Origin of the sequence: Curtobacterium sp. 320 (genome assembly GCF_031455235.1) — a bacterium.
Lineage (GTDB): Bacteria > Actinomycetota > Actinomycetes > Actinomycetales > Microbacteriaceae > Curtobacterium.
Map to the genome: position 1 here is coordinate 503,776 of NZ_JAVDSI010000001.1, position 13,263 is coordinate 517,038.

The 13,263-nt window shown below is 73.4% G+C and carries 5 protein-coding genes, 1 tRNA gene and 1 other RNA gene; 4 read left to right on the forward strand and 3 right to left on the reverse strand.

Annotated features, from left to right (window positions below):
- Positions 1-3: 3 nt before the first annotated feature.
- Positions 4-645, reverse strand: a complete 642-nt coding sequence (locus J2X60_RS02495; protein ID WP_070418396.1) for a hypothetical protein — start codon at positions 643-645, stop codon at positions 4-6.
- 300 nt (positions 646-945) lie between these two features.
- Positions 946-1,033, reverse strand: a tRNA-Ser gene (locus tag J2X60_RS02500).
- A 120-nt stretch (positions 1,034-1,153) separates the two neighbouring features.
- On the opposite strand from J2X60_RS02500, the gene pta reads away from it, so the two are divergent.
- Together pta and J2X60_RS02510 are read left to right on the forward strand one after the other, a co-directional pair.
- The gene (pta, locus tag J2X60_RS02505; RefSeq protein ID WP_309886392.1) at positions 1,154-3,262 is read left to right on the forward strand and encodes a phosphate acetyltransferase; all 2,109 of its coding nucleotides are present in this window, start codon (positions 1,154-1,156) and stop codon (positions 3,260-3,262) included.
- A 52-nt stretch (positions 3,263-3,314) separates the two neighbouring features.
- On the forward strand, positions 3,315-4,511 hold the full coding sequence (locus J2X60_RS02510; protein WP_092386391.1) for an acetate/propionate family kinase: 1,197 nt from the start codon (positions 3,315-3,317) through the stop codon (positions 4,509-4,511).
- 168 nt (positions 4,512-4,679) lie between these two features.
- Here J2X60_RS02510 and J2X60_RS02515 read toward each other — a convergent pair whose 3' ends face one another.
- Complete coding sequence (locus J2X60_RS02515) at positions 4,680-5,354, reverse strand: SDR family oxidoreductase (RefSeq protein ID WP_071302619.1); 675 nt, start codon at positions 5,352-5,354, stop codon at positions 4,680-4,682.
- 37 nt (positions 5,355-5,391) lie between these two features.
- Between J2X60_RS02515 and ffs the strand changes: the two genes are divergently transcribed.
- Positions 5,392-5,488, forward strand: an RNA gene (gene ffs, locus J2X60_RS02520) — signal recognition particle sRNA small type.
- Positions 5,489-5,651: 163 nt separating this feature from the next.
- Positions 5,652-13,202: a choice-of-anchor G family protein gene (locus tag J2X60_RS02525; protein ID WP_309886393.1), complete on the forward strand. Its 7,551-nt coding sequence runs from the start codon at positions 5,652-5,654 to the stop codon at positions 13,200-13,202.
- Positions 13,203-13,263: the final 61 nt, after the last annotated feature.

Genomic DNA, 13,263 nt, shown 5'->3' on the forward strand with positions numbered 1-13,263 from the left:
GGGTCAGCCGAGGAGGCCGGTGGTCTCGACCACGAGCAGCCCGGCGACCGCGAGGACCGCCACCGCACCGACGGCGACGTACGCTCCGCGCTGCTCGTACCAGGACCGGCTCGCCGGGTAGCGCCGCACGAACTCGCGGATCGACATCGGCCGGGTCTCGTCGGTGACCTGCACGCCGAGGGCGTCCACGATGCTGTCGATGCCGGCGTCGCTCCAGGTGTCGGCGCGGAGGCGGAACAGGTGGGCGCCGGCGGCGTCGAGCGCGATGAGCTCGCGCGTCGTGCGCTCGACCGCGCTGCCGTACGTGGTGGCGAGGACCAGGCTGTGGACGCGGTCGCGGTCCACCCGACGGTTCTGCGTGAGGACGCCGCGCACCGTGATCGCCACCGGGTCGATACCGATGAACGCGGTGCCGAGGCGAACGAAGACGACGGCGACGGCGGCCGCGAGCAGGATGACCGCACCCGTGACGACCGGCCAGAGGCGCATCGGGAGGGAGACCCAGACGAGGGCGACGGCGAGGGGGACGGCCGAGAACACGACGCTCAGGATCGTCGAGCGCACGAGCGAGCGACGCGGCCGGAGGACCACGTCGTACACGGTCGCGCTCGGCCGAGCTGCTGCCGGCGCCGTCAGGTCCCCCACGTGGACTCCTCGTCCCTCGGGTGCCCGGGCAGCGTTCGACGCTCGCCCGGGGAGCGCGCCCCTGCCGCTCCGTGCACCGTGTCCGACCCGTCCCGGGGTCGTCCGTCTGGGCAGTCTAGGCGACCGACGGGTATCGGGGACAGCCCGTTCCACCCCTCGGCATCGTTTCCCGGCCAGTCCATGGCGAACGGGGTTCGGCGGGGTCCGCCGGGTGGGGGACCGTCCTGTCCGGAGTGCGCTGGAGCGCCCCGGACGACGGAAGCCCCGGGAACCGATCGGTTCCCGGGGCTTCCGGGCTGGTGGCGGAGAATGGGGGATTCGAACCCCCGAGGGCTTGCACCCAACACGCTTTCCAAGCGTGCGCCATAGGCCACTAGGCGAATTCTCCTGGCGCCGTCTTCCGACGACGACACCCAATGGTACAGGTTCTCCGGAGTGCTCACGACCGCGTGTCGGAAGTGCCGGGGCTCCCAGATGTCGTGCCGTGTGCGCCGACTACCCTGGACGCGTGTCGACCCGCATCTACATCACGTCAGCAGAAGGACACACGGGCAAGAGCACCGTCGCCCTCGGTGTCCTCGAGACCCTCGCACGCTCGGTCGGACGGGTCGGGGTGTTCCGACCGGTCGCCCGCTCCGTCGACGAGCCGGACTACGTGCTCGAACTCCTGCTGCAGCACACCGCGGTCGGCATCTCCTACGACGACGCGGTCGGCGTCACCTACGACGACGTGCACGCCGACCCGGACGCGGCGCTCGCGACGATCGTCACCCGCTTCGCCCAGGTCGAGCGGCAGTGCGACGCGGTCGTGGTGCTCGGGTCGGACTACACCGACGTCGGCAGCCCGACGGAGCTGTCGTTCAACGCCAAGGTCGCGGCCAACCTGGGCGCTCCGGTGCTGCTCGTGCTCGGTGGCCGCGACGCCGCCGAACGCGGTGCCCGCACCCCAGAGGACATGGCACAGGTCGCCGACGTCACGACGAGCGAGCTCCGCGCCGCGCACGCCCAGCTGTTCGGCATCGTCGTGAACCGCGCCGACCCCGATGCCCTGCCGTCGGTCGTGTCGAGCGTCCGGCAGGCCGTCAGCGACGACCACCCCGACCTGCCCGTGTGGGCCATCCCCGAGGACCGCGTCCTCGTCGCCCCGACCGTCCGCGCCCTGCTCGAGGCCACCGGGGCGACCCTGGTGCGCGGCGACGAAGCGCTGCTCGACCGCGAGGCCCTCGGCACCGTCGTCGCCGGCATGAGCATGGAGAACGTCCTGCCGCGCCTGATCGAGGGCGGGATCGTCGTCGTCCCGGGGGACCGCAGCGACGTCCTCATCGCGACGCTCCTCGCGAACCAGTCCGAGACGTTCCCGAGCCTCGCCGGGGTGATCCTCAACGGCGGGTTCGAGACGGCGCCGCAGATCTCCCGCCTGCTCGAGGGGCTGTCGAGCTCGCTGCCGATCGCGCAGAACGACCTCGGCACCTACGACACCGCGCTCCGCATCACCCAGACCCGCGGACGGCTCGCGGCGGACTCGCCCCGCAAGGCCGACCTCGCGCTCGCGCTGTTCGAGCAGCACGTCGACGCCGACGCCCTGCGCGATCGCCTGCAGCTCACGCCCTCCGGGGTCGTGACGCCGCTCATGTTCGAGCACGGCCTGCTCGACCGGGCCCGCGGGTACGGCAAGCGCATCGTCCTGCCCGAGGGCGAGGACGACCGCATCCTCCGCGCAGCGTCCACACTGCTGCAGCGCCAGGTGTGCGAGCTCACGATCCTCGGCGACCCCGCCGCGATCCGGACCCGGGCGACCGAGCTCGGCCTCGACCTCGACGCCGCGCAGCTCGTCTCCCCGTTCGACCCCGAGCTCCGTGAGCGTTTCGCCGAGGAGTACACCCGCCTCCGGGCGCACAAGGGCATGTCGATCGAGCTCGCCCGCGACACCGTGACCGACGTGTCCTACTTCGGCACGATGATGGTGCAGCTCGGGCTCGCCGACGGCATGGTCTCCGGCGCGAAGCACACCACGGCGCACACGATCCGGCCGTCGTTCGAGATCATCAAGACCCGGCCGGACACCTCGATCGTGTCGAGCGTCTTCCTGATGGCCCTCGCCGACCGGGTCCTCGTCTACGGCGACTGCGCGGTCATCCCCGACCCGACGAGCGAGCAGCTCGCGGACATCGCGATCTCGTCCGCCGAGACCGCGACGCAGTTCGGCATCGACCCGCGCGTGGCGATGCTCAGCTACTCGACGGGCGACAGCGGCTCGGGAGCGGACGTCGACAAGGTCCGCGCCGGTACCGCCTTCGTGCGCGAGCGCCGCCCGGACCTGCTCGTCGAGGGGCCGATCCAGTACGACGCCGCCGCCGACCCGACGGTCGCCTCGACGAAGATGCCGGACTCGCCCGTCGCGGGTCGGGCCACGGTGTTCATCTTCCCCGACCTCAACACGGGCAACAACACGTACAAGGCCGTGCAGCGCTCGGCCGGTGCCGTGGCGATCGGCCCGGTCCTGCAGGGCCTGCGCAAGCCGATCAACGACCTCTCCCGCGGTGCGCTCGTCGGCGACATCGTCAACACCGTCGCGATCACCGCGATCCAGGCCGGCACCGCGACCGACGCGGGCTGACCCGCGCGACCCGCACCGCGCCTCCCGTCCGACCGAGAAAGTGACCCATCCCGTGACCGCAGCCCTCGTCGTGAACTCCGGATCGAGTTCGTTCAAGTACCAGCTCATCGAGCTCGAGGGGGAGCGGACGCTCGCCTCCGGCCTCGTCGAACGCATCGGCGAGTCGACGGGTGCGTGGAAGCACACCAACGCGCTCACGGGGGAGTCCTCGTCGAACGACTCGACCCCGGTGGCCGACCACGCGGCCGGCTTCCAGGCCATGATCGACGCCTTCGCGAAGGTCGGGCCGTCCTTCGACGAGCACCCGCCCGCCGTGGTCGGCCACCGCGTCGTGCACGGCGGCACCACCTTCGACCGGGCCACCGTGGTGACGGACGAGGTCGAGCGGCAGATCGAGGAGCTGAACAGCCTCGCGCCGCTGCACAACCCGGCGAACCTCGAGGGCATCCGCGCCGCGAAGCAGGTCTTCTCGGACGTGCCGCAGGTCGCCGTGTTCGACACCGCGTTCCACCAGACGATGCCGCCGCACGCCTACACGTACGCGATCCCGGCCGACCTCGCCGCGAAGTACGCGATCCGCCGCTACGGCATGCACGGGACGAGCCACAAGTACGTGTCCGAGCAGGCGGCAGAGTTCCTCGGCCGTCCGCTCGCCGAGCTCAAGACGATCGTGCTGCACCTCGGCAACGGGGCGTCCGCCGCGGCGATCGACGGTGGACGCTCGATCGAGACCTCGATGGGGCTCACCCCGCTCGAGGGCCTCGTGATGGGCACCCGCTCCGGAGACCTCGACCCCGCGGTCCTCATCCACCTCCACCGCGAGGCCGGGCTCTCCTTCGACGAGCTCGACACCATGCTCAACAAGGAGTCCGGGCTGCTCGGCCTGACCGGCAACGGGGACATGCGCGACGTGCAGGACGCGGCGCTGCACGGCGACGAGGTCGCCGAGGCGGCGCTCGCCGTGTACCGGCACCGGATCCGTCGGTACGTCGGCGCCTACACGGCGCAGCTCGGCGGGCTGGACGCGGTGGTGTTCACCGCGGGTGTCGGCGAGAACAACGCGCTGCTGCGCCGGCGCGTGCTCGCCGGGCTCGAGCACCTGGGCATCGAGATCGACGCGGACCGCAACGAGTTGGCATCTCGGGAGGCGCGGCTCATCTCCACGGACACGTCGCGCGTCGCGGTGCTCGTGATCCCGACGAACGAGGAACTGGAGATCGCCCGGCAGTCGGCTGCGGTCGCGCTCTGACGCGGCGGGCGGCGCGCGCGGCGGGCGGCGCGCTTGCGGCGGGCGCGGCGGGCGGCGCGTTTGCGGCGGGCGCGGCACCGCGATCGAACCACGAATCCGACGTCGAACCAGCGTCGTCGCCCGGTTCGATGTCGGATCCGTGGTTCGACGCCGCTGCCGTGGTTGTCGTCAGCCGAGCGACGCGACCGCCGCGGGGATCGGGGTGTCGCCGCTCGTGACCTCGAACTGCACGCCGACCGCGGTGTCGTCGAGGAGCGCGTGGAGCACCACCGCCGCGACGTCCGAGCGTGGGATCGTGCCGCGGGGGACCGTGGCGCCGACGTCGACCGTGCCCTGGGGCGGCGTGTCGAGCAGGCCCCCGGGGCGGACGATCGTCCAGCGGAGGCTCCGCGCCCGCAGGTTCGCGTCCGCCTCGGCCTTCGCGCGGAGGTACACCTGGAAGACATCGGCCTCGGACCGGGCGGGCACGACCGCACGCTCCGGGTCGTACGAGTCCGCCGCCATCGCCGAGATCATCACGTAGCGGCGGATGCCGGCGCGCTCGGCCGCGTCCGCCAGGAGGATCGCCCCGTCCCGGTCGACCGAGAGCTTCCGCTCGGCGCCGCTCCCCGGACCGGCCCCGGCGGCGAACACCACCGCGTCGACCCCGCGCAGCCGGAGCCCGAGTTCGTCGTCGTCGAGCTGCTCGAGGTCGGCGACGATCGCCCGTCCGCCCTGCTGCTCCACGTCGGTGACGTGCGCGGGGTTGCGGACGATGGCGACGGCGTCGTGGCCGGCGTCGGTGATCTGGCGGGCGAGGAGGAGGGCGATCTGGCCGTGGCCTCCGGCGATGGCGATCTTCATGTGTCCGATCTTGCCCGTCGCGTCCGGTAGACTTCTCGGCGGCTCCTCACGTGACGCCATCCAGGCCAACTCCCCCAGGGCGGAAACGCAGCAAGGGTAACCGGGCTCTGGCGGGTGCGTGAGGAGTCTTTTCGTGCGCCCGGTGTCTCTTTCGTAACGGGTTGCGGACAGCAACCTGATCGTGTGCAAAGATCGCCCTCAGGAACCCCCAACCAGGGCTCCTGACCCTCCACCGCCTCACCAGCGGGGGAGTTCCGGATCAGGTGGCGAGCGCGCTCGCCAGGAAAAGAGACACGCATGCGCAGGCACGTGTCGCTGCGGGGTACCCGTGTACCCACGACGGCGGGCGACTGGACACGACGGATCTTCGGTGCTGGCGGCCGAGCTCGACGACGAGCATCGGACGATCGGCGTCTCCTCCTGCGCGGCGGCGTCATCGCCACGGTGGCGGCGCTCCTCGCCGCCACCGTGGCGATCCAACCCGCTGCGGCTGCACAGACCGACGTCTCCGAGGCCGAGGGGCTCCTGCTCAGCGGCTCGGGCATCGTGGACGTCGACGGCATCGCCCAGCTCGGCGGCGCCTACTCCGCACGCGGTGCGACGACCGGCGGCGGGACGACGAACCAGCCGCTCAACGTCGAGGCCCTGAACACCGTGGGGGTGGACCTCGGCAACGACATCGACCTGCTCGGGGCGAACGGCATCCTCACCCTCGGGGTGGCCGGCCAGTACGCGACGACCTCGGCGAACGGTGCGACGGCGTCCTCCGGCCTCCTGACGAACGACGGGGGCATCGGCGTCGGTACCGGGATCGGCACCGGGGCGTCGACGCTCGACCTCGACCCGCTCTTCAGCCGGGTCGGCGCCGACACGACCGTGCTGTCGGACGCGCGGCTGCGGGTCGGAGCGCTCGCGTCGACCCTCACCGCGACGCGCGGCACGACGGTCGGCACGACAAGCGACTACCGGATCGCCGGGGCCGACCTGACGCTGACGAGCCCGGCCGTGCAGGGCCTGACGACGTCGCTCCGCGACCAGCTGCGCACCGTCTCCGGTCAGGTGAACGGCGTCTTCGGCACCGGGGGAGCGCTGCAGGGCACCACCGCGACGGTGACCAGCCAGATCCAGACCCTCCTGCGCCAGGCGTTGCTCGGCACGGTGAACGTGAGCGGCACCACCATCACGTCGAACGTGGACCTCAACCTCGACGGCACGCTCACCCAGGTGCTCCAGCAACCGATCACCGACGGCGCCGTGACGATCGTCCCCGCGACCGGCACGATCACGGTCGACCTGGACAAGCTCACGGCCCTCAACGGTCAGCCCGCGAACACCCCGGTGCTCACGACCGCCGCGGTGAACTCGATCAACCAGAGCATCACCACGATCCTCGGCACGCAACTGCCCACGACGCTGCAGACCGCCGTGGTCAACACGATCAACTCGACCGCGGTGCGCGTGGACATCGCCACGAACGCGACCGTCGTCGGACAGCCCTCCGCTGCGATCGGTCTCCGGATCGACACCACCCTCGGAGCGCTCGCCGGTACGGCGACCGCGAACCCGACGGTCACCACCTCGGGGAGCCTCGTCGGCCTGCCGCTGCCCCTCGGCACCGTGCTCGCACCGGTCGTGAGCGGAACCGTCGTCCCCGCGCTGCAGAACGCGCTCCGACCGATCATCGGTGGGACCGCCCTGGCACAGCTCGGCACCGCCCTGACGAACACGACCACTGCCGTCGCGACCCTGCTGTCCCCTGTCGTTATGCTCCTCCGCCAGGTCATCGACCTGACCGTCAACGCGCAGGACACCACGACCGGGTTCCGCGACGGCCGAGGGTACGACCCGGGATCGCGCAGCGTGCACGCCCTGCGGCTGTCGATCCTGCCGGGGGCGAACGTCGCCACCGTCGACCTCGCCACGTCGACCGTGCGGGCCACGGCCTTCGTCGCGCCGACCATCACGGCACCCGCCGCGAACCAGGTGTTCAGCGTGCCGACGGCGTCCTCCACCCGAACCGTCACCGTGAGCGGCACGGGCGAACCCGGTGCCACGATCGGTGTGAGCCTCGGTGGCGGCCGGACGGGCACGGCGACGGTCGCGGCCAACGGGACCTGGACGACGACCGTGGCGAACGTGCCGACCGGCTCTTACACGGCGAGCGCGACCCAGACCGTGGGGGGAGCGGCGGCGGGCTCGGCCACGCAGCAGTTCTCGGTCGTCGCGCAGCAGGCCCTGACCATCTCGACGCCGACCGCGGGGCAGACCTTCACGACCACCGGCACCACCGCGCCGGTGACCCTGACCGGCACCGCGACCGCGAACGCCCGCATCGACGTCGACCTCGGCGGCGGCCTCACCGCGACCGGCACGGCGAACGCGAGCGGCGCGTGGAGCATCACGGTGCCGAACGTCCCGATCGGCGAACCGACCGCGAGCGTGACGCAGACCGTCGGGGACACCACCTCGGCGCCCGTGACGCGGGCCTTCCGGGTCGTCGCCGCAGCCGGCCTCACGGTCGACAGCCCGACGGCCGGCCAGGACTTCCCGCTCGCCGGGACCACCCGCGACGTGCCGTTCTCCGGTTCGGCGCAGCCCGGCGCCCGGGTCGACGTCGACCTCGGTGGCGGCCGCACGGCCACGACCACGGCGAACGCCGGCGGTACCTGGTCGACGACGGTGACGGGTGTCCCCGCGGGGTCGTACTCCGCCCAGGTGACGCAGACCGTCGGGTCCTCGACGAGTGCCCCCGTGACACGTGCCTTCACGGTCACGGCCGCCCCGGCGCTGACGATCGACGCACCCGAGGACGGCAGCACGATCACCGTCGCGGACCCGACCTCGACCACGCCCGTCACGGTGTCCGGCACCGCCGCACCGAACGCGCAGGTCACGGTCGGCATCGGCGGGTCCTTCACCGCGACGGTGACCGCGAACGGCGACGGCGACTGGGAGGCGACCTTCCAGGGCGTCCCGGTCGGCGACCGCACCGCGACCGCTCGGCAGACCGTGGGCGGGACGACCTCCGGCCCCGTGACGAGCGACTTCACCGTCGCCGCCGGTGACCCGATCGCGATCACCGCCCCGGCACCCGGTGCCACCGTCACCGTGCTCAACGCGGACACGACGACCGACCTCGACGTGACCGGCACCGCCGAGCCCGGGGCCGACGTCGCGATCTCGCTCGGCGGCGGGCTGACCGCCACCGCGACCGCGAACGGCGACGGGGACTGGACCGCCACGGTCCAGGACGTCCCGGTCGGCCGGTACACGATCCAGGCGACGCAGACCGTGGGCGGGACCACCTCGCCGGCGGTCCGCCAGGTCGTGACGGTCGTCGCCGGCGCGGCGCTCGCCGTGACCTCGCCGACCCAGGACGGCACGACCGACGTCGCGACCGACGACTCGACGATCGACGTCGTCGTCTCGGGCACCGCGCAGCCGAGCGCCGGCATCAGCGTCGTCCTCGACGGGACGGGCGACCCGGTCACCACGACCGCTGGTGACGACGGTGCGTGGTCGGTGACGCTGCCGGACGTCGGCACGGGCGACCACACCGCGAGCGTCACGCAGACGGTCGGCGGGCAGACGTCCGCAGCCGTCGAGCGGGACTTCGCGATCGCCGTCGCCGACGACCTGGTGATCGAGTCGCCGACGGACGCGCAGGAGGTCCCCGCGGGAGCGGGCGGCCAGATCGGCGTCGTCGTGCGCGGTACCGCCGAGCCGGGTGCGAGCGTGCGCGTCACGGTCGACGACGGCGACCCGGTCGACGTGGTCGCCGACGGCTCCGGCAACTGGGCGACCGACCCGACGCAGCTCGGCATCGGCGACCACACCGTCACCGCCGTGCAGACCGTGAACGGCACGACCGGACCCACGGTGACGCGCGACTTCACCGTCGTGCCGGGGACCGCCGTCGCGATCGACTCGCCGGCCGTCGGTTCGCGCTTCGTCGTCGTCGACGGCGACGCGACCGCGACCGTCCCGATCTCCGGCACCTCGGAGCCGGACGCGGACATCACGGTCTCACTCGGCCCGGACACGCAGTTCACCACCACGGCCGACGGCGACGGCGTGTGGAGCGTCGACGCCACCGGTCTCGCACCCACCGGCACGTACACGGTGAACGCGAGCCAGAGCGTCGAGGGCGTGGTCACCACCGCGATCCCGACCACGTTCCAGGTCGTCACGGCCGCGCAGCTCGCGATCACCACCCCCGGCACGGCGCCGATCACGGTCGCGGGCGACGACGTCCGACGTGACGTGACGGTCTCCGGCACCGGCCAGCCCGGCGCCGCGGTGACCGCGGGCACGACCGGCGAGGACGACCAGCGGACGACGGTCGCCCCGGACGGCACCTGGTCGGTGACCTTCCCGGACCTCGCGGTCGGCGAGCACCCGGTGTCGGTGACGCAGACGCTGCCCGGGACGGTCTCGTCCCCGGCGGTCTCCGACCCGGCGACGCGCACCGTCACGATCGAGGCCGCGGACGCGGTCACGGTGACGACCCCGGCCGCCGACGCCGTGCTGCTCGTCCCGGACGCCGACGCGACGCGTGACGTCACGGTCACCGGGACGGCCGAGCCGAACGCTCCGGTCACGGTGCGACTCGGCGACGACGAGGCGACCACCACCGCGGACGGCGACGGCGACTGGACGGTCACGTTCGGCGGGGTCGGTGTCGGTGACCCGACGCTCACCGCGACCCAGACGGTCGGCGGGACCAGCGCCTCCAGTCCCGCACAGACCGTCACCGTCCGTGCCGGGACCGCGCTCTCCCTGACCGCTCCGACGAACGGCGCCGTCCTGACGGTCGCCGACGCGGCCGGCACGGCCGACGTGCGGGCCGCGGGACGGGCCCAGGGCGGGGCCACGGTCACGGTGACGCTGTCGAACGGCGACTCCGACGAGGTGACCGCCGCTGCCGACGGCGCCTGGGAGACGACGTTCGCGGACGTCCCGGTCGGCGACTACACGGTCCGCGCGACGCAGGTCGTCGGCGGGCAGACGTCGGCACCCGTCACCGCGGCGGTGTCGGTCCGCGCCGGTGCGCCGCTCACGGTGACGACCCCGGCCCGGGCCACCTCCGTGACGGTGGCCGACGACGACGCGACGACCGACGTGCGGTTCGCCGGCACCGGCCAGCCCGGGGCGACCGTCACGGTCGACCTCGGTGACGGCGGGACCGCGACGGCACGGGTCGGCGACGACGGGGACTGGGCCACGACGGTCGAGGACGTGCCCACCGGTTCGTGGACGGCCGAGGTCACCCAGGCCGTGAACGGGACGACGAGCGCGGCGGTCGCACGACCGGTGTCCGTCGTCGCCGCGGCCGACCTGACCGTCCGCCAGCCCGGCGAGGACCCGATCACCGTCGCGGACGGCGACGCCACCACCACGGTGACGATTGCCGGTGACGCCCAGCCGGGCGCCACCGTCACGGTCACCGTCGACGACCGCGACCCCGTCGAGGTCACCGCCGGTGACGACGGCGCGTGGAGCGTCGACGTGCCGGACCTCGGCGTCGGCACGCACGACGTCAGCGTCACGCAGACGGTCGACGGGTCCACGTCCACCACCCCGGTCGAGTCGGCCTTCGAGATCGAGGCCGGAGCCCCGGTCGAGATCGCCGAACCGACGGCAGGCCAGGAGTACACCGTCGCCGGCGAGGGCGCGACCACCACGGTCGACGTCAGCGGGACGGCGGAGCCCGGTGCGACCGTCGTGGTCGACCTCGGCGGCGGACGCAGCGAGTCCACCACCGCGGACACCGACGGCAACTGGAGCGTCTCGGTGCCCGACGTGCCCGCCGGCACCCCGACGGTCAGCGTCACGCAGCGGATCGGTGACACCGTCTCCGCCCCGGTCACCGTCGGCATCCGGGTGCTCGTCGCGGACCCGATCACGATCGCCACCCCGGCGAACGGATCGACCGTGCGCGTCGCGCAGCAGGACTCGATCGCGACCGTGACCGCGAACGGCGCCGCCGAGCCGCTGGCGACCGTCCGGGTGGCGGTCGACGGGGGCGACCCCCGGACCGTGACGGCGACCGCCGCCGGCACCTGGTCCGTCGACCTCGAGGGCCTCGGCACCGGCGAGCACACCGTCCGTGCCACCCAGACGGTCGAGGGATCGACCTCGGCGCCGGTCTCGACGACCTTCACGGTCGCCGCGGGTGCAGCGCTGACGGTCGACACGCCGGCGGACGGCGACACCGTGACCGTGCCGGCCGGCACCACGACCGCGAGCGTCCCGGTCAGCGGCCAGGGGCAGCCCGGCGGCACCGTGCGGATCGTGACCGACGACGGCGTCCCCGTCCAGGTCCCGGTCGGCCCGGACGGTCGCTGGTCGACCGAGCTCACCGGTCTCGACGCCGGCGACCACACGATCGTCGTCACGCAGGTCGTGAACGGCACGACGTCGTCGCCGATCGAGCGCGACCTGACGGTGGAGGTCGCCGCGGTGGACGCGATCGTCGTCACCTCCCCGGAGAACGGCACCGCCTACCGCGTGCTCGGCGGCACCACGGACGTCCGGGTCTCCGGTGTCTCCGCCCCGAACGCGGCCGTCTCGGTCCGCGTCGACGGCGGGACCCCGGTCACGACGACGGCGGACGGCGACGGCGAGTGGGCCGTCACCGTGCCGGACGTCGGCACCGGCCCGCACACGATCGCCGCCGCGCAGACGGTCGGTGGGACGACGACGAACGCCCCGCAGGTCGGGTTCTCCGTCGCCGCGGCCGCACCGGTCCGGGTCACCAGCCCGACCGACGGCCAGGTCGTCCCGACCACCGGTGCCACGACGTCGATCCCGGTCAGCGGTACCGCCGAGCCGGGCGCCACGGTCTCCGTCGACATCGACGGCCGGACCGCGACGACGACCGCGGGTGGTGACGGTTCGTGGACCGTCACCGTCACCCGGGTCCCGCCGGGCACCCACACCGTGTCGGTCACCGAGACCGTCGGCGGCGTGACCTCCGACCCGGTGACGAGCACCGTGCGGGTCGTGGTCGCCCAGCCGACCGACGTGACCATCACGAGCCCGGTCCCCGGCCAGCTCATCCCCGCGACGGGCACCGGCGACACCGGCAGCTTCACGGTGACCGGGCACGCCACACCGGGAGCGCTCGTCACGGTGCGCCTGTCGAACGGGCAGGTCCGCACCACGACCGCGGACGCCGACGGCGACTGGAGCGTCACGTTCGACCGCGTCCCCGAGGGGGAGTGGACCATCGAGGCGTCGCAGTCCGTGAACGGCACGACGACGGTCTCGCAGCCGGTCCCGATCGTGGTCGACGCGGTGGAGCCGCTCGCGGTCACCTCGCCCACGCCGGGCGCGCACCAGACGGCCTCGGCCGCCGGGACCGTCGACTGGCGGGTCACCGGGACCGCCGAGCCGGGAGCGACCGTCACCGTCGTCGCCGACGACGGCACGCCCGTCACGACGACGGCGGCCGAGGACGGCACCTGGTCGGTCGTCCTGCGACTGGCGGTCGGGCAGCACACCATCCGCGTGACGCAGACGGTGGCGGGTGCGACGTCGGCCGTGCAGTCGGTCGCGGTCGTGGTCGACGCAGCGGTGCCGGGCGGCCCTGGCACGCCCGGCACGCCCGGGACGCCCGGTGCGCCCGGTGCGCCCGGTGCGCCTGGAACGCCGGGTGCGCCCGGGACCGGCGGCAACGGGTCCGGGAGCGGGAGCGGGACAGGTTCCGGGTCCGGTGCGCTCGCGTTCACCGGTGCCGACGTGGCCCCGCTCGCCGGGGCAGCGGGTGGCCTGGTGGTGCTCGGCTTCCTCCTGATCGGTCTGTCGCGGCTCGCCCGCGGCCTCCGCCGCCGCGGACGCGTCTGAGTCCGTCGCACGCACGAACCGCGCCTCCCGTCCCGTCGTCTGCACGGACGGGAGGCGCGGT

Excerpts from the sequence above, each read along its gene's own strand:
- J2X60_RS02515 (WP_071302619.1), bottom strand. The coding sequence starts at position 5,354 with ATGAAGATCGCCATCGCCGGAGGCCACGGCCAGATCGCCCTCCTCCTC.
- J2X60_RS02525 (WP_309886393.1), top strand. The coding sequence starts at position 5,652 with ATGCGCAGGCACGTGTCGCTGCGGGGTACCCGTGTACCCACGACGGCG.